Annotated in this window: 22 protein-coding genes; 14 read left to right on the forward strand and 8 right to left on the reverse strand. The window is 30.5% G+C overall.

Features of this window, described 5'->3' with window-relative positions:
* Positions 1-48: 48 nt before the first annotated feature.
* From Ccar_RS03290 to Ccar_RS03300, 3 genes are all read right to left on the reverse strand, one after another.
* On the reverse strand, positions 49-2,292 hold the full coding sequence (locus tag Ccar_RS03290) for an ABC transporter permease (RefSeq protein ID WP_007059522.1): 2,244 nt from the start codon (positions 2,290-2,292) through the stop codon (positions 49-51).
* Positions 2,292-2,990 (reverse strand): ABC transporter ATP-binding protein, encoded by a 699-nt coding sequence (locus Ccar_RS03295; RefSeq protein WP_007059521.1) that lies wholly within the window; start codon positions 2,988-2,990, stop codon positions 2,292-2,294. Before Ccar_RS03295 ends, Ccar_RS03290 begins: the two co-directional genes overlap by 1 nt.
* A gap of 408 nt (positions 2,991-3,398) precedes the next feature.
* Positions 3,399-3,926 carry a GNAT family N-acetyltransferase gene (locus Ccar_RS03300; protein ID WP_007059519.1) on the reverse strand — a complete coding sequence of 176 codons (528 nt, stop codon included), beginning with the start codon at positions 3,924-3,926 and terminating at the stop codon, positions 3,399-3,401.
* 227 nt (positions 3,927-4,153) lie between these two features.
* Here Ccar_RS03300 and Ccar_RS03305 point away from each other — a divergent pair, with 227 nt between their 5' ends.
* Together Ccar_RS03305 and Ccar_RS03310 are read left to right on the forward strand one after the other, a co-directional pair.
* Positions 4,154-4,627, forward strand: a complete 474-nt coding sequence (locus Ccar_RS03305) for a GNAT family N-acetyltransferase (RefSeq protein ID WP_007059518.1) — start codon at positions 4,154-4,156, stop codon at positions 4,625-4,627.
* Positions 4,628-4,695: 68 nt separating this feature from the next.
* Positions 4,696-5,067: a DUF3783 domain-containing protein gene (locus tag Ccar_RS03310; protein WP_007059517.1), complete on the forward strand. Its 372-nt coding sequence runs from the start codon at positions 4,696-4,698 to the stop codon at positions 5,065-5,067.
* Positions 5,068-5,134: 67 nt separating this feature from the next.
* Here the strand turns inward: Ccar_RS03310 and Ccar_RS25990 are convergent, their stop codons facing one another.
* Positions 5,135-8,056: a sensor domain-containing protein gene (locus tag Ccar_RS25990; protein WP_007059516.1), complete on the reverse strand. Its 2,922-nt coding sequence runs from the start codon at positions 8,054-8,056 to the stop codon at positions 5,135-5,137.
* A gap of 325 nt (positions 8,057-8,381) precedes the next feature.
* Between Ccar_RS25990 and Ccar_RS03320 the strand changes: the two genes are divergently transcribed.
* From Ccar_RS03320 to Ccar_RS03350, 7 genes are all read left to right on the forward strand, one after another.
* Complete coding sequence (locus Ccar_RS03320) at positions 8,382-9,047, forward strand: TetR/AcrR family transcriptional regulator (RefSeq protein ID WP_007059515.1); 666 nt, start codon at positions 8,382-8,384, stop codon at positions 9,045-9,047.
* Positions 9,044-11,713, forward strand: coding sequence for a PEP/pyruvate-binding domain-containing protein (locus Ccar_RS03325; protein WP_007059514.1), 2,670 nt, complete (start codon positions 9,044-9,046; stop codon positions 11,711-11,713). Before Ccar_RS03320 ends, Ccar_RS03325 begins: the two co-directional genes overlap by 4 nt.
* 226 nt (positions 11,714-11,939) lie before the next feature.
* Positions 11,940-12,599 carry a hypothetical protein gene (locus Ccar_RS03330; protein ID WP_007059513.1) on the forward strand — a complete coding sequence of 220 codons (660 nt, stop codon included), beginning with the start codon at positions 11,940-11,942 and terminating at the stop codon, positions 12,597-12,599.
* 102 nt (positions 12,600-12,701) lie between these two features.
* Positions 12,702-13,871, forward strand: coding sequence for a sensor histidine kinase (locus Ccar_RS03335; protein WP_007059512.1), 1,170 nt, complete (start codon positions 12,702-12,704; stop codon positions 13,869-13,871).
* Positions 13,872-13,901: 30 nt separating this feature from the next.
* The gene (locus tag Ccar_RS03340; RefSeq protein ID WP_007059511.1) at positions 13,902-14,588 is read left to right on the forward strand and encodes a response regulator transcription factor; all 687 of its coding nucleotides are present in this window, start codon (positions 13,902-13,904) and stop codon (positions 14,586-14,588) included.
* Between the two features lie 220 nt (positions 14,589-14,808).
* Positions 14,809-15,006: a cold-shock protein gene (locus Ccar_RS03345; protein ID WP_007059510.1), complete on the forward strand. Its 198-nt coding sequence runs from the start codon at positions 14,809-14,811 to the stop codon at positions 15,004-15,006.
* A 253-nt stretch (positions 15,007-15,259) separates the two neighbouring features.
* Entirely contained in the window at positions 15,260-15,964 is a 705-nt protein-coding gene (locus tag Ccar_RS03350) for a hypothetical protein (protein ID WP_007059508.1), read from the forward strand.
* Between the two features lie 71 nt (positions 15,965-16,035).
* On the opposite strand, the gene Ccar_RS03355 is transcribed toward Ccar_RS03350, so the two are convergent.
* Complete coding sequence (locus tag Ccar_RS03355) at positions 16,036-16,410, reverse strand: SMI1/KNR4 family protein (protein ID WP_007059506.1); 375 nt, start codon at positions 16,408-16,410, stop codon at positions 16,036-16,038.
* Positions 16,411-16,649: 239 nt separating this feature from the next.
* On the opposite strand from Ccar_RS03355, the gene Ccar_RS03360 reads away from it, so the two are divergent.
* The 5 genes from Ccar_RS03360 to Ccar_RS03380 all read left to right on the forward strand — a co-directional run bounded on the left by Ccar_RS03360 (position 16,650) and on the right by Ccar_RS03380 (position 20,937).
* Positions 16,650-17,327 (forward strand): response regulator transcription factor, encoded by a 678-nt coding sequence (locus tag Ccar_RS03360; protein WP_007059505.1) that lies wholly within the window; start codon positions 16,650-16,652, stop codon positions 17,325-17,327.
* Between the two features lie 114 nt (positions 17,328-17,441).
* Entirely contained in the window at positions 17,442-18,341 is a 900-nt protein-coding gene (locus Ccar_RS03365) for an ABC transporter ATP-binding protein (RefSeq protein WP_007059504.1), read from the forward strand.
* A gap of 51 nt (positions 18,342-18,392) precedes the next feature.
* Positions 18,393-19,151: an ABC transporter permease gene (locus Ccar_RS03370; RefSeq protein ID WP_007059503.1), complete on the forward strand. Its 759-nt coding sequence runs from the start codon at positions 18,393-18,395 to the stop codon at positions 19,149-19,151.
* A 21-nt stretch (positions 19,152-19,172) separates the two neighbouring features.
* Entirely contained in the window at positions 19,173-20,075 is a 903-nt protein-coding gene (locus Ccar_RS03375; RefSeq protein WP_007059502.1) for a sensor histidine kinase, read from the forward strand.
* A 175-nt stretch (positions 20,076-20,250) separates the two neighbouring features.
* Positions 20,251-20,937, forward strand: coding sequence for an SMI1/KNR4 family protein (locus tag Ccar_RS03380; RefSeq protein WP_007059500.1), 687 nt, complete (start codon positions 20,251-20,253; stop codon positions 20,935-20,937).
* A gap of 199 nt (positions 20,938-21,136) precedes the next feature.
* Here Ccar_RS03380 and Ccar_RS03385 read toward each other — a convergent pair whose 3' ends face one another.
* Genes Ccar_RS03385 through Ccar_RS03395 form a run of 3 tightly spaced genes read right to left on the reverse strand, consistent with a single transcriptional unit; the run spans position 21,137 to position 22,853 of the window.
* Positions 21,137-21,784: an ABC-2 transporter permease gene (locus Ccar_RS03385; protein ID WP_007059499.1), complete on the reverse strand. Its 648-nt coding sequence runs from the start codon at positions 21,782-21,784 to the stop codon at positions 21,137-21,139.
* Complete coding sequence (locus tag Ccar_RS03390; protein ID WP_007059498.1) at positions 21,784-22,626, reverse strand: ABC transporter ATP-binding protein; 843 nt, start codon at positions 22,624-22,626, stop codon at positions 21,784-21,786. Before Ccar_RS03390 ends, Ccar_RS03385 begins: the two co-directional genes overlap by 1 nt.
* Positions 22,623-22,853 (reverse strand): AbrB/MazE/SpoVT family DNA-binding domain-containing protein, encoded by a 231-nt coding sequence (locus Ccar_RS03395; RefSeq protein ID WP_007059497.1) that lies wholly within the window; start codon positions 22,851-22,853, stop codon positions 22,623-22,625. Before Ccar_RS03395 ends, Ccar_RS03390 begins: the two co-directional genes overlap by 4 nt.
* Positions 22,854-23,093: the final 240 nt, after the last annotated feature.

A 23,093-nucleotide genomic window follows, 5' to 3' on the forward strand; every position in this document is an offset into this window, starting at 1 on the left:
GCAAAATAATACAATAAATTTGCAATAATCAATGTCATTTTATGCATTTTATTCCATTGGGGATTTTAGAGCTTCAGCCATGGAAATTTTATTTATTTTTTTCCTGCTTAATAACTTTGAGAGCTTATAAGTTAAATATATAATAATAAAGCCAACTATAACATAAATGTAATTTATAGTTACTGGAAAGGATACATTCATATCTTTGGTCATTGACTTAAAGAGAGCATGCATAGAGGCAAGAAGCAGCGGTACTCCAATAATATAGCCTAGTACAACTATAAAAGAAGAACTGTTTAAAATTAGAGAATAAACCTCTTTATTTCTATAGCCTAGAACCTTCATAAGAGATATATTTTCTTTATTTTCCTCTATTGTAAGAGCAGTAACAACATATATTACTATAAGTCCAATTATAAAGGACATAAAAGCTATACCACCTACAACAGCCTGAAGTGGCTTTGTCATTGTGTTAAAGGCATTTCTCATATCATCAACTGTTACAAAGGCCAGCAGTTTGTTTTCTGGAATAGACAATCTTTCTGTACTCCAAAGTCCAGTATAACTGCCAGGAGGAAACTTAAGCATGGCATTAAGCTTATCAAGAGGTATATAAATATAGCTGCCTACATAGGTTTCAGCAATATCATCAATAGTTATGCTGTATTCTTTTGAATCAAGCCTGTTAATAGTCTTAATAGTCTCCTTTGGATTTATGTTAAGCTTATCAGCTAGGGGTCTTGTTATAATAACTTTATCCGATTTCAGTAGATTTCCTGCTTTGTTTTTAAAGTAAATATACTTAGAATCAGAACTTACTCCATAGACTGTAAAAGTTAGATTATTATCTGATTTAAGTGTAAAAGGTACTTCAGAGAAGGCTTCTCCTTTCTCTGGTTTGCCATTTTGGACAGAATTGAACACATACTGATAGTTATATTTAAAGGCTTCACTAAAGGAATTTTTCATAAGATAATCTAAAGAACTTTTTGCTGTAAAACCCATTAAAAGCAGCATAGTTGCCATAATAATGCCAAGCATAAGAAATATACTTCTTGGTATGCTTCTAAGTAATTCTCTTATTTGAAACTTAGTATTAAAACCTAATTTATCAAGTTTTATATTTTTTTCTATAAAGCCAACCTTATTCTTTTCTCTTCCACCTCTCATAAGCTCAACTGGTGAAGCTTTAAGTGATTTGTTTACTATAAAATAGCTGCAGATAATCAAAAAGACTACAGGAAGCAGAATACTCATTATCAAATAACTTATATCAAAGCTTAAAGAGCCTACAGGTATATTAAAGTAGGATACATAATAGGAAATCATAGGTTTTAAGGTTATTATACCAAGTATAGTTCCAAGTATACCGCCTAATAATGAGACAGCTAAAGGATACATAAGATAATGTTTCATAATTTCTCTTTTTCTATAACCTAGTGCATAAAGAGTTCCTATAATAGCAGCTTCTCTTTTTAACATTCTTAGCATTATTATACCAGTTAGAATACAGGTAAGGATTAGTATACTCATAGGCATAGAAGAGCTCATCTTATCAATTCCAGAAAGCTTTGCAGTCATATAAGTCACTCTTGGATTATCAGTTACGTTCATCCAGCTTAAAATAATAATATTTTTGCTTCTTAGGTAATCCTTAAGCTCAGATGTTTTTTTGCTTAAATTACTTCTATCGCCGTTAAATCTTACAGCATAAAAGCTATTTCCTCTGTTTATATTATTAAAATCATATTTATCAATTACTGCAATACCAAAGCTATTTGGATTATTCATAATATCTGACTCTGATTTTAGAGGATATATATAATTTGGCATAGACATAAAACCAGAAATAGTAAAATTCTGATTATATAGTTTTATAGTGCTGCCAATATTCAACTTATTAGCTTTTGCATAAGAGGGATCAATAAGGATACCCCCATTACTTAAATTTTTGCCTTCAATTATTGCAGGTATGTTAACTTTGGTATTTTCCCTAAAGATTCTTAAGGTTTTATGTTCTGATATGGAATAATCAAAGGACTTTGTCTCTTCAAGACTCATATTAAACCTTGCTTCTAAGGATTCTGGATTGTCTAATTTTTTGCTTGTCATAAAGGTTGCATCTTCTTGCTTATAGTCTCTTTCAAAAGAAGATAATAATACTGATAAATTTACAGAAACCAAATTAAACATTGTAAAAAGTAGACAGCTAAAGATAATAAGCAGCAAGGAACCAAGGTATTGAGATTTACTTTCCAGCATGGTTCTCTTAATTTTTTTATTTATAATCATTACCACTCAATCCTTTCTGCAGGAATAATCTCTTTGCTCACTACACTATCTACGATTTCTCCACTTCTTACCCTATAGACTCTATTTGCCATAGAACTGATTGCATTATTGTGTGTTATCATAAGTATAGTTGAACCAAAATCCTTATTAATTCTCTGAAGAAGTTTTAATATGTCCCTGGAGGTTGAAAAATCAAGGGCACCAGTTGGTTCATCGCATAGTAAAAGCTTTGGATTTTTAACTATTGCCCTTGCAATAGAGATTCTTTGCTGTTCACCACCGCTTAATTCTCTTGGAAATCTATATTTTTTATCAAGCATACCTACGGCTTTTAAAACTTCATCAGTATTAAGTGGGGAACTGCTTATATTTGAAACAACCTCTATGTTTTCTCCTGCAGTTAGATTAGGTATTAAGTTGTAAAATTGAAATATAAAACCTACATTTTTTCTTCTGTAGTCCGTAAGTTCATTATCATTTAGTTTAGTAATTTCAAGATTATCTACTAAAACAGTACCAAAGTCACATTTATCAATTCCACCTATAATATTGAGAAGAGTTGATTTGCCAGAACCAGAAGGACCAAGTATAACTCCAATTTCACCTTTATCTAAATTCATTCCCACACCATTCAAAACAGTGGTAGTTATATCAGTTGTTTTATAGCTTTTCTTTAAATTTTCCACTATTAAAAACATCTATTTTATTCCTTTCATCATTTTCATTGTTATTAGTTTAAACATAGGAGGGAGTTTTATTCTACACTAATTGATCATATTGACAGTAACTTATAAGTAACATAAGATTCAAGTCTGAAGATTTTGACATGTGAACAAATTTAACTTTTCTTCATAACACCTACATAACTTTAGATTATAATTAGAACATAATTTGTAGGAGGTGTTGAAATGATAGGACAAGCTTTAGCTCAATGCATTCATATGTGTGGTATGTACGGACAAGATTTAGCCAATTGCATCTCAATGATGTTAGGTTTAAAATAAGGCTTTTTATGAAGGCTCGTGTTTTAAATTAATAACATGAGCCTTTTTATTATTTAGCTTATTCCACTTGGAATTTTATGGCTTCAATCATGGAAATTCTATTTATTTTAGTTCAGTATGCTTGTCTGATGTTAGAATATATAGCACATCAACCAATTGTTTTTGCATAATTTGGCAAGTACATTCATCATCATTACATATAAATCCATTAGACTCATAAAAATTTCTTGCATTAATATTTTCTTTTAGTACCCACAAATAAAAATTTTTATAACCCTCTATTTTCATGTCAATTATAGCGGTCTGTAATAATTTTTGTCCATAACCTTTTCTAAAATAATCTGGGAGTAAATAAATAGAAATTATTTCTCCCCAATCAGTAAATTTATCATCTCTTGCTTTACCGTAAGCAACACATCCTACTGGTAGTGCATTTTCATAGATAATTTGTGCTGTTATTAGATTATTTTTTATACGATTTTCAAAGGATGATACCCAAAAATCAAGTTTTAATTCATCTAAATATTTTTGTGGTACTATACCTTTGTAGGCGGACTTCCAACTTAGAGCATATATATTACTAATCACATTTGCATCATTTAAAGTTGCTTTTTTTAATGTAACATCCATTTTATCACCTTCTAAGTTTTCTTGACACTTAATATGTCATACTTGTCTACAATTGTCAATTTGTTTGATTAAATATAATATAAAAAGTTAAAGAATATTTGAAAAGAAGGCTATATTTGTACAGCTAATCTAATATTTGTAAGCTATATTATTATCCAGTATAATTATATTAGTGTAAAATAGTAATTTACTATGAAGAAAATTCATACTAGGTGAAAGGAATTTGTATGATGAAAATTGAATTTGTAAAAGCAACAATTGATGATGTTAACAAATTAATTGATGTGCAAAACCAGAGCTTTTATGATGATTTTCTCAAATATGGACAATGTCCAGGATATAATCATTCTAAAGAAAGTATGACTGATATTATTCTAAATAAAATAACATATAAGATAATTTGTGATAATCAAATAGTAGGTGACATTATTATTAGAGATAATAATGATGGCAATTATTTTCTTAAGGGCCTTTGTGTAATACCGGATTATGAAAATAATGGAATTGGACAAGAAGCCATTAAGTTTGTAGAAGGTCAATTTCCAAGTGCCACTGCTTGGACTTTAGAGACACCTGCAGATAAGGAAAGAAACCATTATTTTTATAAAAAAATGGGTTATACTATCTCAAAAGAATATATGGATGGTTTTGTCAAAATAGTACTATTTAAAAAAGCAATGGAAAGATTTTATAGAAAGTAAATATTCCAATTAAAATAATTAGTGTATAATGAAATATATACCATAAGACTTTTGAAAGGGATGAGCAAATGAAACCAACAATTTTATTGTTTAATATTAAAGATAAAACTCGATATGATGGTGTCATAAAAGCTGCATTACCACTTAGAGTTAAAATTAAGAAAGTAGACAAAGAGGAATATCTGCAGCCAATTGGTTATTTAGTTGGCAAGAAGGATATTGATCCTATTGTGGAAAAGTATGAGGGGCCTGAACTTGGTGATGAAATGCTTTTGTTTTCAGACCTTGCAGGTACGAAATTAAATCAATTATTGCTTTCTTTGAAAAAGTCAGCTGTCAGAATCAATCTTAAAGCTGTTTTGACTCAGAATAATGAAAAATGGAACACCATACAGTTATATGAGGAGTTAAGCAAGGAACATGAAGCATTGAATAAATAACTGTACATAAGAAAGATGTGTATACAGAGCAGTAATATGCTACTGTATACACATTTTTTACAGACTTTTATGACTTTATCTTATCTAAGAAATTATCATAATATATTTTTTCTGCATCCTCTACCTCTAATGGTTTACTAAACAGGTATCCCTGAATATAGTGGCAGCCCGCTGATTTTAGGCGTTTATATTGAGCAACATCTTCTATACCTTCTGCTATCACTTCTAGATTTAAGCTTTTAGCAAGGAAAATCAAACTGTCTATTACTTTTACATTTTCAAATTCTAAAAATTTGTCATTTAAGGATTTATCTAATTTTATTTTATCTACTGGTAAAAAGGTTAAATAATTAAGAGAGGAATAACCTGTACCAAAATCATCTAAAGAAATTTTTATTCCTAATGACTTTAGTCGATTAATAAATGCTATATTTTTTTCCTTTTCCTCTAAGAATATACTTTCTGTTATTTCTATTTCTATATATTTAGCTTCCACACTCACTTCTTTTAATGTATTTTCTAGAAATTCAATGTAATTTAAGTCATTTAACTGTTTTGGAGAAAAATTAATAGAAATAGGCTTTATATCTAATCCTTTCTTTTTCCACCTGTTTATTTGATTTACGGCTTCTTTTGTAACCCATCTTCCAATTTCTATAATAAGCCCTGTTTCCTCAGCTACGGGTATAAACTGTGCTGGAGAAATATGTTTATCCTTTAGTCTTAAAAGAGCTTCAAAACCTACAACTTTTCCTGTAAAAGTACATACCTGAGGCTGATATAATAGCTTTAACTTTTCTTTTTTTATAGCATCTCTTAAAATACCTTCTACCTTAATTTTTTCCTGTAGTTTTTCTGTCATTTCTTCATTGAAGAACATATAATTGTTTTTTCCTTTATTCTTTACTTTATACATGGCCATGTCAGCATTCATAAGTAACTGACTAACTTTATTACTATCAAAAGGGTATAGGGTAACTCCCATACTGCAGCTTAGATAAATTTCCTGTCCTTCAATTACTAATTTATTTTTAAATACATTTATTATCTGATTTGCATAGTTCTCAATTATAGCAATATCCTTTTCATCTTGAATTAAAATAAGAAATTCATCTCCGCCAAATCTTGATATAAACATTTTTTCATCTTTAATATATTGGAGTTTTTCTGAAACCTTTTTTAATACTTTATCACCATATAAATGACCTAAAGTATCATTAATACCTTTGAAGTTATCAAGGTCCAAGAGCATCAATGCACCATATTTATTTTTACTTATATCGTCTTCTAATATTTCCATAAGTTTTCTTCGATTAGGCAAATTTGTTAAGGAATCATGATAAGCAATATATCTTATATATTCTTCCTGTTCTTTAATTGAAGTTATATCCAACACAATACCATTTATAAGCTTTACATCATTGTTGTTATCAAAAATACCTTTACCTCTAATTAATACCCATTTTAAATTGCCAAGATTATCCTTAATCTGTACCTGGATATGTATTTCCTTTTTTTCAGTGTGTATATATTCAGATACCTCTTTTATTAACTTCTTTTCATCTTCTGCACTTAAAAGTTTTCTTAAAGTTTTATAAATATTTTCTTTTTTCTCAATAGACTTACCTATAATGTTTTTAAATCCTTCTAAAAAATATATAGTTTCATCTTCCATATCAAATTCCCATACAGCACTATTAGTTCCTTGAATAGCAATTTGATATTTTTGTCTTAAGCTTTCTAATTTTTCTGTGTAGCTTTGTATTTCATCATATTGAGCTCTAAGTTCTACCTCTGATGCTGCCAATTGCTGATAGGTTGCTGATATTTCTTCATTTGATGACTGCAATTCTTCTTGATTTTCTTTTAGCTCATAAAAGTAACTAGAGGTTTTGTCTAATATATTGTTTATGGAAGAAGCTACACCAAAAAAAGTATCATTTTCTGTTAAAGGAAGTCTATATTCTAAGTGCTTCTCTATATCAATTCCGTTAATGGATTTATTTAATCTATTTACAGGCTTAGTAATATTTCTATTTTTTATCCATGAAAGCAACAAAATCATTATAAGAGCTATGATAGATGACTTTATGGCAAGCATATAAATAGAGTGATAAACTTTTTCTGTGGAAAGGCTTAATACAAGAACATTATTGACCTTTCCGTTGGTAACCACAGGAGCATATATTGTCAAAGCCTTTATATCTGCTTTATTATAATAAGAATCTTTTTTAGCTATATTTCCTTTAAGCGCTTCCTGCATTTCTGGTTCTTTATCCTTATCATATACAGTTCCAATATCTTTTTTATCTGAATCTGCAATGGTTTTTAAGTTTTTGTCAACAAAAATTACATGAAGAACATTTTCTCCTGAGGTCAATTTTTCAACTAAAGCTTCATAGTCAAATTTTCGTGTAAGATTTTCCACCTCATTGGCAGTTATACCTATTTGAATAAATGTGCCATCAGAGTTTCTGAAGTATCCATACTTTTTATAGTCAAATGATTCTGTATCCATTCTTATGCCTTCTATATATTCGCTTTTACCGCTTAATCTAAAGTTTTCTACAGGATGATTTTTGGCTGGTTTCCATCCTAAATAACGGTCAATATTTGTATAAATAATTGTACCTTCTGGTGAAAACCAATTTATTTCGGATATATTAAGATCATTTCCAACTTTTTTTAATAAGTCGTTACTCAAATTATTTTGATCCATAAGTACAACTTTTCCAGCTTTTCTAATTTTATCATCTATCAATTTGTTTATTATTTCCAGTGAATTGGCATTTCCTTCTATCTGTAATACGGTTTGCTTAGCTAGGTTTACTCCATTTTGTTTCGTTTGTGCTAACAGTAGATTTCTACTTGTGAAGTAACTTATCAGACTTATTGAAAATATGGCAATTAATCCAATGAACAATGGTATATAAATTAATTTATATTTGTTTACTATAGTGTTTTTTGCTTGATGTTTTGAATTACCCATAACCTTCTCCTTAATGTGATATAAGATAGTAGTTGAATTACTGTAATTTATTCGACATAATCATTTAAAATCCTTTGATTTATGAGACTTTTTTTTAGCAATTTTATATTTGAATATTGCTTGGGTAATTAACTTGGAATATTGTGGGAACAACATGAATAACGGAAGTGTTTTCAAGTAACTAGAGGTTATTTTGAATCTTGACAAGGAAAGTAATAGGAGATAGAATTAAAACAAGTTTTATACATTGTGTAAAATTACTCAATGTATATAATTGCGCAATGCATAAAATAAGTGTTGTACAAAATATACTGGAGGTGTAAAAATGGATGCTAAGGAAATATTGGCTGAAAGCCGAATGGATAGAAAGAAAAGAGAGACCAGACAGAAAATTGTCAAGGTTTCTATGGATTTATTTCACAGCCAAGGGTTTGAAAATACAACAATGGAACAGATAGCAGAAAAAACAGATATTGCAAGAAAAACTCTATATAACTACTTTTCAGTGAAGGAGGCTATTGTTGATGAATATGTAAGAGGAATTTCACAGGAATTAGCTAAAGAAAATTTTAAAATTATACAGAATCTTACAGATACTAAGTCTCGCCTTATGGCTGCCCTTAATCATTCTTATGACTGGGTTGAAAAGAATCCTGAAATTACAGGAATATGTATTAATTACCGCTTAGGAAATATGGTTAAGGAACCAGGATATAAAAGCACTGAAACTGGTACTCAGAGTATTTTGGAAAAAATTATAAGCCTGGGGCAAAAGGCAGGTGAAATAAAGCCTGATATTTCAGTTGAATTGTTGGTAAGACATATGGATCTTCTTAGAAGTACAATGACCTTTGAATGGCTTAATGATCCCTCAAAGTTTGAACTCCATGAAGAAATATCCAAATTGGTAGATTTATTTCTATATGGTGCGGCCAGCAAGGTAGATAGTTCTAAAAAATCTGATATAAGTAAGGGAGGCTGCTTAAGATGAAGTATCTTTTGAATTGGAAAGAAGCTTTTGAATCGGGTGTATTAATGGTTGGAGGTAAAGGCTGGAATTTAGGAAGGTTAGAACAATATGGTTTCAATGTTCCCCAAGGATTAGTGCTGACTGCCCAGGCTTATGATGAATATATCAAGTACAATGAATTACAAAAAATAATTGATAATGTTGCTTCGGTGACTACTATGGACAATTTGGATGAAACTGATGTGAAATATAGATTGGAGCAGTTAAGAGAAAAAATCATGAGAGGATCAATACCACCAGATATTATTCAGCAATTATCTACATATATCAATAGCTGTGGGAAATTAAAAAAATCCTGGGCTGTGAGGTCCTCTGCAGTTGCGGAAGATTCTGAAAAGGCATCCTTTGCTGGCATACATGATTCATTTTTGAATGTTTGCAATTTAGAGGACATACTGTCAGCAGTGAAAGGATGTTATGCTTCCTTGTGGTCTCCTAGAGCGGTGGCATATCGCAAAAAGATGAATATAAGTGATGATGATGTAAAAGCAGCGGTAGTTATCATGGAGATGGTGGAAGCTAAAGCTGCTGGAGTAGGTTTTACTTGTGATCTTTTATCAGGACGTCAGGATGTTATAGTGATTAACGCTAATTTTGGGTTGGGTGAGTCAGTGGTGTCTGGCACGGTGGAGCCAGATACATATTATCTAGAAGCTGAAGCTGTAAATGCCAGTCCTCATTTAATATCAAGAAAAATTGGACACAAGCAAGGGATGGTCATCAAAAGTGAAAATGGTGGAACTCAATTTATTAAGTTAGAGGAAATGTCTTTACAGCAGGTACTACAGGATAAGGAAATTGAAAAGCTTGGCAGGCTTTTACTGAGAGTATTTGATGCCTTAGGTAATGGTGATCAACATCAGGATGTGGAATGGGTTTATGATGGAGGAAAGTTTGTCTTGGTTCAGGCTAGACCAATAACCACTATTCCACGAAAGACATTTCCTGATTTGCAGAACAAACCGGACATATGGTCCAATGGCAATTATAGAGATGCTGTTCCCATGGTTCAGTCACCTTTAAATCGGCGCTTAATGAAAAATATTATTGATACTATGCATCAAGGCTTTTTTACTGGAGTGGGTTATGACTTTCCTCATGGGTTGCAATTTTCCAAGTTTTTCAATGGAAGGCTTTATTGCAATATGTCAGTTCAGCAGTGGGGAAATTATGATGCAATGGGAGCACTGCCTCAAGGTTTTGGCGTCTTTTGGGGTGGTCACCAGAAGGATATGGAAATAGAAGACCCTGATCCCTATGGTGGAGTAATTGGATTAAAGAGAAAAGAACGTGTAGTTAAGAACATGGACTTGGTTAAACAAGGCAAGGAAAACTCTGCTGAAACCTGGAGTCAGATTACAGCTTCAGTAAAGTCAATAACCAGTGAAGAGTTTAGTAAGTGGACAGATCAAGATTTTATTAGTAAGTATAATGAATTAGGCAGCATCGTCAAAGGAATGGCTAAAGAATTTATGTTTTTAAGTGCAGCAGGCAGCATGCCAATTATGTACTTATTAAACATTCTTACTGGGTATTTTTCAGATAAATCACTAATGGTGATAAATGCATTAATGGTTGGAGGAACAGCAGATATAACCAGTGCTGATCAAGGCTATAGGTTGGTTGAAATGGCTGAGCTGGCTCGTAATGACTCTGATGCTGTTAAATATTTTAATGATGCTAACTTTGATCCTATGAACTGGGAAGTAAAGCTGCCTGAAAGCTCTCACTTTAAGAAGGCCTTTCATGAGTTTATACAAGAATATGGTCATCGGGCAGTTTATGAGCTGGATATTATAAACCCTAGATGGAGAGAAGATCCATCTTATTTACTGGGGATTATACGTAGTACTATAAATACTGCTGACATTGGGAGGCTTAAGAAGGAGCAAAAAGAGAAATTAGAACAGGTATGGGTTGAAATTAAAGAAAAAGTACCTACTTCTAAGCATTCTGAAATAAGAAAACTTGTTAAAGAATGTCAGAATGGGGCAGCAGTGCGAGAAAAGAATAAATCCGTATTAGCATTGATTATGGATGCATACAGAACAATTGCCATAGAATTAGGTCATCGCTTTTATGAAAGAGCTGTAATTAAAGAACCAGATGATGTATTTTTTTGTACATGGACAGAGCTTTTTTCAATATTGAGTGGTGAATGGGATGGTAGAGGACTTCAATTTATAATTGCTGGAAGAAAAGAATGGAAGAAAAAAATGGAATTGCTTGCTCCACCAGATGTAATTTATGGAGAAACTCCAAAGTTTACAGAATCAGTTACAGAGGGTTCCAGCAATTATCTCACTGGAATACCAGTTGCTGCTGGAAAAGCTTCTGGATTAGTTAGGCTGATAAGCAATCCCAATGAGGGAGGACTACTTCAGCCAGGAGAGATCATGGTAGCACCATCCACTGACCCAGGATGGACACCATTGTTTTTAAAAGCAGGAGCTGTTGTTATGGAAACAGGAGGATTTTTATCACATGGAGCTATTGTAGCCAGAGAATATGGAATTCCAGCAGTGGTAAATATATCAGGAGTAATGGGTATGCTGAAGGATGGACAGAAAATACTAGTGGATGGAGATAAGGGTAAGGTATTTTTTGTAGATGAAAATATTAAATAGCATAGAGAGAAAGTTTACAATAAATTGGTGCATGATAAAATACCACGGCTAATAGAAACTTCATGTAGAAAATTTGATTGATAATTATTTTAAACTTATTTTATAATTCTTTATAAAATTTTTAAAATTGCTTTAAAGGATTTTTAATCTCTGTCTTTATAATGAACTCATAACAAGCAAGAAATTAAAAATAACAGCCTTGCAAAAATATTAGGAGGTCATATTAATGAACAGGATTAAAATTTTATATGATGTATTTAAAACTATGCAGGAAAAGGAAGAATTTAATGTAAAGATTAAATTAGATGCTGCAAAAGGAGAGACAAAAGTATTGTCCCTTTCTAAGGAACTTAGCACTAATACAACTACTGGGGAGTGTAAAGCTAAAATAAACAGTGAGTTTGATTGTGATGGAAAAAAAGCAAAGCATGAAAGCAATACAGAGTTTAATATGAAGGATTGTGGACATCATGGATTCCACCATCACATAGGCAAAATGGCTCATATGGATCATCATGGTATAGGATGTTGTGAGCATAAAGGCATAAAGGGAAAACTTTCAAAAATCACTTTTATACTTAATACGCTAAATAATCTTAAAGTGGAAGAAAAGGATGAAATATCAATATTGTCTCTCAACTTGAAGGATATAATTAGTGAAATCAAAAATCATCATAAAGATTTAGGAGAGACTCATAAAAACTTCCATTTTGAAGGTATGGGTGAACAGCATAAGTGTCATGATTTTATGAAAGAATTACTTTGCTCTGAAAATAGCAATGCTGATTTAAATGTATATGTCAATAAAAATAATGAAGTTGAAAAGATAGAAGTTACTGCTAAAGGTGAAAATAGTTTAAATGCTTTAGTAAACTTCAGTTGGTAAAGGTCTGTGGGTGTAAGCTTAAATTTTACACCCATTTTTTTATTTTAAGTGAGAATATACTGTGGTAATATTAATTGTAACTAAATTTTAAAGGTGGTATATATGGGTATTTTAAAAAAGAGTAAAAGTGAGCTTCACAAAGAGTGGCATGAAAAACACCATAGATGGCATGATGAACCTCATGAACATTTACATGGAATTCATGAGATTCACCATAGGCATAAAGATGAATTTCGCTTATGTCATAAATATTTAATTTGGCTTCGCCCTATGGCCTTTTTGATTAATATACTTATAATATACTTCATCTTTAAGGTTGTGGGGATTAAGGCTATAACCATTTTTTTTGCAGCAATATTTACTGCTAAGGAAATTGCTCACTTATACATATATTGGCGATTAGAGAAAAGAATTATGAAGCCTATTGAAAGTCTAAAAACTGGAGTAGAGCAAATTGCTAAGGGAAACTATGAGGTTAGAATTGAAAAAAAAGTTTATAATGAAATTGGTATTTTAATAGATGAATTTAATAAAATGGCAGAAAAATTAGAGCAGGGTGAAAAGTTAAAAAAAGAATATGAGGAAAATAGAAAGACTCTTATAGCAAACATATCCCATGATTTAAAAACTCCAATTACCTCAATAAATGGATATGTTGAAGCTATATTGGATGGTGTTGCACATTCACCTGATACAATAAATAGCTATCTTAAAACAATTCATAGTAATATAGATTATATAAACAGACTTATTGATGATTTATTTTTGTTTTCAAAGCTTGATATGCAAAAGGTAGATTTTAAATTTGAAAAAGTAAAGATAAAACCTTTTATGCAGGATCTGATGGAGGAATTTGCCTTTGTCTTAGGTGAAAAAAATATTAAATTTAGTTTTACCGATAAAATAGAAAGAGAAATAGAAGTTAACATAGATGGAAAAAGAATATATCAAACTACGAGAAATATTATAGGAAATGCTGTTAAATATGGTGATAAAGAAAATTTAGCTATTTCCATTGAATTAATAAATGAAAAAGACCATATAAAAATTATCATAAGTGACAATGGTCCTGGAATAGCCCCAGATAAGATCCCTTATGTATTTGATAGATTTTACCGTATAGATACAGAAAGAACAAAGGACTTAATGAGTACAGGGCTTGGACTGGCAATTGCTAAGGAAATGGTGGAAGCCCACGGAGGGGAAATTTCCGTTCAGAGCATTTTGTCAGAAGGCAGCACTTTTATAGTAGAGCTTCCTATAGTAATTTAATGATAATGGTACAAAGAAGGAGAGATTTTTGTGAAACAGGTTTTAATAATTGAAGATGATAATAATATTGCAGCTTTAGAGAGAGATTATCTTCAATTGAATGGATATAAGGTGGATATAGAACAGGATGGAATATCAGGATTAAAAAGGGCTTTACTTGGTGTTTATGATGTAGTTGTAGTAGATTTAATGCTTCCTGGTAAAGATGGATATGAAATAGTAAAAGCAATTAGAGATAAATTTGAAATTCCCATTATAATTGTATCAGCTAAAAATGAAGATATAGATAAAATAAGAGGTTTAGGCTTTGGTGCAGATGATTATTTAACCAAGCCTTTTAGTCCAGCAGAATTAGTTGCAAGAATAAGATCTCACATTATGAGATATGAACGTCTATCAGGTAAAAAGGTTACTTTAGAGATTATCAGTCATAAGGCTATGGAAATTCAAACAGATTCTCATAAAGTATTTGTAAATGGCAAGGAAATTTTTCTAACAACTAAAGAATATGAATTATTGGTATTCTTAGCGTCAAACCCTAATATAGTTTTCACAAAGGATCAAATATTTAGCAGCATTTGGGGAGAAGATTATTGTGGGGATACAGCTACTGTAGCAGTACATATACAAAAACTTAGAAAGAAGATAGAAAAAGACTCTGGAAATCCTGAGTATATTGAAACTATATGGGGTACAGGATACAGATTTAATTCTTAATATTAAATAAATATAAGCTTTATTTAACTTTTAATTATAAAAAGCTTGCATTATATAGTATAATGTGTTATTCTTATCAAGAACTTAAATTGGTAGTAAATAATTTAACACAAATATATTTCAATGAGTACTTATAATAATATAGTATAATGATATCGAAATTTTATTAGTGGATTATTACAATGAATTTAGGAATAATAAAATTTCGGAGGTACGCATTATGAATGGTACAGTAAAATGGTTTAATGGAGAAAAAGGATTTGGATTTATAACAGGAGAAGATGGTAAAGATGTTTTTGTACATTTTTCTCAAATAAAATCAGAAGGTTATAAGTCACTTGAAGAAGGTCAGGAAGTTTCTTTTGATGCAGTTAAAGGACCAAAAGGACTACAAGCAGAAAATGTTACAATTCTTTAATTAGTGAATGTTTTACCCCTCGAATAGTTATTCTATTTGAGGGGTTTTTAGTTGTTTATAATTTGTATTACATAATATGTTAATATTTTCGAGGTGAGGTGATAGTAATGTACGAGTTAGTAAAATATGGTTCTGTCATAGTATGTATGATAATAATAGCAGCTGCTGTATATCAAGTTGCAACAGGAAAAGCTAAATTTCAGCAAAAGAAAAAATAATTGAAAAGGTAATTATTATATTGAGGAGATAAATTATGAAAATACCAAAAGAGTGGGAGAATGTACTAGAAGAAAATCAAGAAATAAAAGAAATGTTTTTAGAACAGGAGAATATGGACATATATGATGATGAACCAGTACCCCCATTTTTCTTTCATTACTTTAGACCTAATAAATATGATAAGTTGAAGGAATTTTTTGTACCATTTTCACATGGCGAAGAAATGTTTAAAAGATTAAAATTGATTTATGATATAACTGCAGATGAATATGAAAAAGAAGATGGAACAATAGCTGGTTATTTTATTCCTAAAAAGAATATTATGATATCTAGATCAGAACTTGAAAACATTGCATTAAAATATGCAGAAGGTATTAATGAAATATTAACAGATTTGGAAGAGACAAGCCTTATTGATTGTGATAATCTTGAAATTAGAATAATGGATAAAAGAGAATTTGAAGATAAATACGATTATTATGAGATACTAAATTGTGATTTGTATGATATGCAAGGTGATTGGTTTAGAGACTTAGAGGAAGAAGCTTCAGAAAATCCACTTATCTTATTTAGTGAATCCTTGTATAATATTGCTTGTGATTATGATTTAGCAAGATATGTTATGTGGCCACTAATGGAGAAAAATGATATAAAGGATCCCTATGAAGCTTATTTTAGCTTGTGGAAATATGGATACCGACCAATGTTTGTAAATGATAAATTACTAATACTTTGTTGAGATTTCAGTAAGCCATTTTTCATACCATTCCATAAATGTAAGACCAGTAAAAAAAGGTCTTAATTCAGGTTCTACATTCCAGTCCATGTAAACAATCTGTCCTCGTCACCCATTGCATAATCCCACATAGCGTCAGTCAATCCTACATCAATAAAAGCTTTCTTGGACATACAATACTTCTCATTTTCCATTATATCTTCTAATGGAAAAATTCCGTAATCTGGACCTGCTCCACCATTACCAATCTTTGTTAGGAAGAAACGATATTCTTCTGGTAGTATAATTTGATGTTCTTTTTCGAAGTTTTTTACTTGTTCTTCGGAAATAATAGGATTTAATTTATATTGATGGTTACGTGAACCAAATATCTTTCTTTCAGCATCATAGTCTGATGCCTTATTTAGTAAATCTTTAATATAATCTGCATATTTATCATCTAAAATCATGTATATAACTCCCTCTTTTCTAACAAGAATTACCTCTATCATAGCATATGATTGTACTTCAAGACAGACCAACTTATAAATTGCTTCTTATAATCAGAGAATTTATCACTGCCTTCAAAATATAAATCACCAGATTATGCTATAATACTTTTATTGATTAAGTTGTAACTGTAAATTAATGTGACATATAAATTATTTATATAATAAAAAGATAAATAAGAATTTGAGGAGAGATAAGGATGAATAAAATATTAGTTGTAGAGGATGATCCTAAAATTAATAAAATGGTACAAACCTTATTGAGAAAAAATGAATATGAAGTAGTAGCTGCGTTTTCTGGTACAGAGGCGCTTTTATTATTAGAAAAAGAGTCTTTTGATTTAATTTTATTGGACTTAATGCTGCCAGGATTAAGTGGGGAAGAAATTTTAGCGAAGATTAACGAAGAGTTCCAAATTCCTATTATATGTGTATCAGCAAAAGATGATTTAGGCACTAAACTTGAATTGATTCGAGACGGGGCAGATGATTACATAACAAAGCCATTTAACAATGAAGAATTAATTGTTCGGATAGGTGCGGTATTAAGAAGAATGAATAAGGGTAGAACCATAGATAAAAGCAACATATTCGGATTTAAAGATTTAATTTTAGATAGTGAAAATCATATTGTAACTATTAATGATGAGCCTATTGAACTTACTGTAAAAGAATATAGTATATTAGAATTATTAATTAGTAGTCCCAGGAAAGTATTTACCAAACAGAATATATTTGAGAGTGTTTGGTCTGAAGAATATATTATGGATGAAAGAGTGGTAACAGTACATGTTAGTAATTTACGTAATAAATTGAAACATGGAGAAGAATACATAAAAACAGTTTGGGGAATAGGATATAAAATGCAAGACAATTAATTCATAAAACTTGATACTTTCTTGATAAATTCTAAATTCTATTTTAATACCTTTCATTTATTATTTAAATGTAGCATTAAACAATGCTTTTATAGGAAGTAGGAGGTAAAATATATGAGTTTAGTATTACAAACTAATGATTTAATTAAAAGATACGGAAAACAAATAGCTGTAAATAAAGTTAATCTTAATATTAAGAAGGGCGATATTTACGGTTTAATAGGAAAAAATGGTGCAGGTAAAACAACAATCATGAAAATTGCTTGTGGATTGATTTATAAGGATCAGGGTGATATTCAACTGTTTGAAAGTAGCAATTTAGAAAAAGCCAGGAAAAGAATAGGATGTGTTATTGAACAGCCAGCACTTTATCCTAACATGACAGCAAGAGAAAACCTGATTTATTATGATAAGCTACTTGGTATTACAGACTATGGTAATGTGGATGAGGTTCTAGGTTTGGTTGGTTTACAAAATACGGGTAAAAAGAAAACTAAAGCTTTTTCTCTTGGCATGAAACAGCGTTTATCCATTGCAATTTCCTTATTAGGTAATCCTGATTTTCTTATTCTAGACGAGCCCATTAATGGATTAGATCCCTCTGGTATCAAAGAGGTTAGAGAATTACTATTAAAACTAAATAGTGAAAATGAAATTACTATTTTAATTTCCTCTCATATTTTAGGAGAACTTACTAAGATTGCAACAAAATATGGAGTAATAAATAAAGGGGTACTTATTGATGAATTTCAAGCAGTAGAATTGGAAGAACGCTGCAAAAAGTGTCTTACCATTGTGGTGAATAATTCTGAAAAAGCAGCCTACGTTTTAAAAAATAACATCAACAGCTCAGATTTTAAAGTATTTAATGAAGGAAAAATTTGCATTTATGATTACTTGGATATACCAGAACAAATTAATAAAGAATTGGTTGAGAATGGTGTTTTAGTATCAAGGATTTGCTTGGAAGGCAATGATATAGAAGGATATTTTGTAAAGTTGATGGGAGGCTAAGCAATTGATAATTGTTTAGGTCAGGATAAGGAATACAGGAGGGAATCAATAATGATGAATGTAATTTTTAGTGAATTTTATAAAATATTTAGAAGCAGGATTTTTCATGCTGTCTCAGTTATATTGTTAGCAATGAATGTTATTGCCTTTGTTTCTATATTTATAGAAAGATCAACTTCTCTTTCTACTGGGATAAAACATCAGATTTTGGAAACAGCAATTTCTAGCTATCAAAAATCCTATAGTGCAGATTTTATTTTCTATATGATCCTCATATTTGTGGCTTGTATAATTACTGCTGAATATTCTGGTGGGAATATACGACAAATGACTTGCCATGGAATAGCCAGATGGAAATTAGTTCTTGGACAATATATAGCTATATCTTCTGTCATTACAATAATTCTATTAGGTTTTGGCATTTTAAATTTATTATCAACTATAATGCTATTTCAACTAGGACAAGTTAATTTGGCTGCATTTATTCGAATGAATATTGGAATGGTTTGCATGTTTTGGGGTACTGCAGGAATTGGTACTTTTTTATCTTATCTATTAAAAAACGAAGGTATTACAATTATAATTTCTATTTTGTTAGTGGCAAGCAGCAGTTTCATAGTAGGTCTGTTTACTTTGATAACAAAAAATGATACTTTTAAAAGGTATTCTCTTACAAATATGCGTAGTACCATAGTTAATTTAAATTCAAAACCAGAGGATGTTGTGAATTATTCAATTGCATTTTTGCTAATTGGAATAGTTACAATTTTTGGATCTGGTTTATTATTCTCAAAGAGAGATGTAGATTGATTGACAAGTAAAGGAGGTAATATGGAAAGCATTTGGGTAGTTACAACTTTTTTGTTTATGTTTATCATACTTGTTTTTTATCATCTGTATTATCGCAGCAATATTAAGCATATTACGAAACAATTAAAGGAAATCATGAACCTAACAGATACAAATCAGTTACTGACAGTAGTAGCAAAACAAAAGGATATTACAAGTCTTGTTAATCAGCTTAATAATTTACTACGAGATATAAGGCTGTCCCGTATACTAATTAAAAGGCTAAACAAGAATTTTAGGCAGAGTATAACTAATATTTCACATGATTTACGCACTCCGCTCACAACTGCTAGTGGGTACGTTCAAATGCTCCAGACAAGTGTTACAGAGAAAGAACACCAAGAGTACTTAGCAATAATATTAGAACGTCAAAATATGGTTAAGATGCTGCTGGAACAATTATTTGAGTATGTACGTATTGAATCAGGTGAGATTACTTATGAACATGTGCTTATAGATGCAAAAAAAATTTTGGTAGATACACTTGCCATGTACTATGATGATTTTTATAAAAAGGGGCAAGAACCAACTGTTCATTTGCCAGAGAAACCGTGCATGATATTAGGGGATGAACAAGGAGTGAAAAGAATATTTTTAAATATTTTATTTAATGCAATTGTACATGGTAGGGGAGAATATTGCTTTGAAATTCAGGAATCAGATGACTATACATTTACTTTTTCTAATCTCAGTGAACCTATGAGCAAGGATGATCTAGATTATATATTTCAACGTTTTTATACAAAGGATAAGTCTAGAAATAAAAACACTACAGGATTAGGCTTGGCAATAGCTAAAGAAATTACTAAACGGTTAAATGGAACAATAGAGGCTTTTTATAATAATGGCAAATTCTCAGTGTCTATTTCATTTAAATCTGCTTGAGCTTAATGCAGCTATAGTATGTATTCAAATAGCTGCTAAAGTATTGTTAATAAAGAATGGAAGTTTATCGCATAATGTATTTTAAGTCTCCTAGACTTGATTATAAAAATCTATAAGTGCTACAATTTATATATTGTAAATACATGTATTAAGTAAGTAGAAAAGGAGACAAGTAATGGAAAGCAAACAGTATAATTTAAACCCTTACGAATTGTTAAGTAAGTTATATAATAACAATGTTGAAGGATTTTCAGAAGAAGAAATATCTGAAGCTGAAAAACGCTTGAATATAAAATTACCTAAGCCATTAAAAGAATATTATTTACATTATGGCAAATTAAGCATTAACACCTGTTTACATAGAATTTTTTCCCCAGAGGAGCTTGATTTTTCTTATAATTATTTAATGGAAGAAGTAGAAGACGAAGATGAAGAAACTACATTGGAGAACTTGAAAAAAACAAAAAATTATTTATTGTTTTGGATAGAAAATCAGGGATGTTGGTATCAAGGAATAGATGTTGAAGATATAAAAAACGATAATCCAAAGGTTCATATAACAACTAACGATGATTTATTTGAATGGGATATTTGTTCCAATTCTTTTTATTCTCATATATTAAGCATGATATATGAACAACTAAGTGCCAGTGATTTAGAATATGAAGATATACCTAAAGAGGATATTGCAGCAATTTTAAAACAAAACGAAATTGATATAAAAAAATTGATACCTGCTGTAAAACCTTATGATTGTGTACATGTTGTTACTTGCTGGGATGAAGATAAGAAAAAGTTATTTTACTTTACAAGAGAAAAAGAAGAACTGCAAAGTTTAAATATTATATCAGCTGAAGATTAATGAATAATAAAGATACTTATATAAGTACAGTTTTTCCAGATATGTCTATAAACCTAGAAGATATATTTAAGTTCTAGGAATGCATCTTCGCTAAAAAATTGTTAGCGTTTTATAGTTATCTTTTGCCAAGAAAACCTGGATAAGAGATTTCTACCCAGGTTTTCTTGTTAGTAAGCCTCATTATTTAGCCTATATAACATTATAAATCAAAAGATTCAAAAGCTTTAACTGATTTTTTATAAACCACATGTGTAAGAAAAGCATAAATTATTATTCCTGCTGCTAATACAATTAACTTATAAGTAAGGTATTGTGGGTCTTTTGTATTCAGATAATCTCTTACAAATGGTACAACATGTGCACAAGTTTCCGCAATTACTATATAAACAGATATTGCAATAGTTGATTTTACAAAAGCAGTTCCTACCTTGTTAACGTCTTTGTAGTAAATTTTAAAGAAAATGTAGTTAAATAAGCCAAGCATTATAAGTGAAATGCCAAACAAAGTAATATTTGCATTCATACCAACCTTATTACCAGGTACCGGCAGATTTTGGCGTATGATTGCAAAAGGTATTGCTATAATTATCTGTGCTAGTTGCAGAAGAATTACAAAAGCAAAACGTGACTTTACAATATCTTTTTTAGCAATAGGAAGTGTTAGCGTATAAAAAACATCATTGTTTTCTCTGCCGTTCAAGCATGTGAAAAACACAGCTAATCCTGTATAAAAGAACACAACATAGTACGTATAGTTGGGTATGATAAGCATCATGGAAAGAATAAGAAAAATAGGTGCTGTAGGATGCATAGAAAGCAATAATTCTTTTCTTAAAAGATTTCTCATTATTCACTCTCCTTTTCAAGATGAACCATGATTGACTCTAAATCGGCATTTATATAATCTATACCTAAAGATGAAATATCCTTTGTTCTGATGAGTGCTGAAAAACCATTTTTGCTTCTTTTACAACCAATTAGGTTTGGTTGTAAATTTTCGGTTAATTGATTTTTTGTAAGTTCTAAAACCTTATAGCTATCTACAAATGATTTGATATCGGATTCAGCAAAAATCATACCGTTTTTAATATAAATGATGTTATCAGCACACTTATCAAGGTCAGAAGTGATGTGAGTTGAAAACAATATGGTAATTCCGTTGTCACAAAGTTCCATAAACACATCAAGCAAATCATCCCTTGAAATAGGGTCAAGTCCACTTGTAGGTTCATCAAGGATAAGTAGTTCTGCATTATGTGACAATGCAAGAGTTAGGGCATATTTGACCTTCATGCCTGCTGATAACTGTTCAGGTGTTTTGTTTTCATCCAATTTGAACATAGTCATATATTTGGAATAGGCAGTATCATCCCATTTATCATAAAAGGATTTAGTAATAGATGTAATTGTTTTGATTTTCTTCTTTGAATAGTAATCAACTCCACCAGAAACAAAACCTACACGCTGTTTGATACCAAATTCATTGTCACAAAAGTTATTATCAAAAAATATAACCTCACCATTATCAGGATGCACAAAATTAAACAGTGATTTTAATGTTGTGGATTTGCCTGCTCCATTTCTGCCTATAAATCCTGTGATTTTTCCCTTTGCAAGAGAAAATGATACGTTTTTCAGCTCAAAAGCAGGGTATTTTTTACACAGATTTTTTACTTCAAGTACACTCATTTTTCACTATCATCTCTTTTCGGAAGATCTTCGTTAAAAATTGTTTCGGCCAGTTTTGTAAACATTGATTTTGGAGGGATAGCAATCCCTTTCTCCTCATCACCAAGAACTATAATAGTATCTCCGGGCTTGATGTCAAAAATATCTCTGGCTTCTTTAGGAATAACAAATTGTCCTTTTTCACCGATTTTTACTGTCCATGCATATTTGCCATTTGGATGTTTCATAATTTTTACTCCTTTCATTGTTAGTAATGTATGAAAAGTATGATTTGTATAACTACATTATACTCGGTTGTTTATAAAAATCAAGATAATTAATAAAAATTTACCAAATAATCAGGTAGTTTTTTTATGAAACAAAAATTATAAATCGAGCTGTGCTTGCAATAAGTGCTAAAAAATTATGAAATAAAAATATTTGCAACAAAAAGATTGAAAATTTTTAAAATATAGAATATAATGAAA

Source organism: Clostridium carboxidivorans P7 (assembly GCF_001038625.1).
In the GTDB taxonomy this organism is placed as follows: domain Bacteria; phylum Bacillota; class Clostridia; order Clostridiales; family Clostridiaceae; genus Clostridium_AM; species Clostridium_AM carboxidivorans.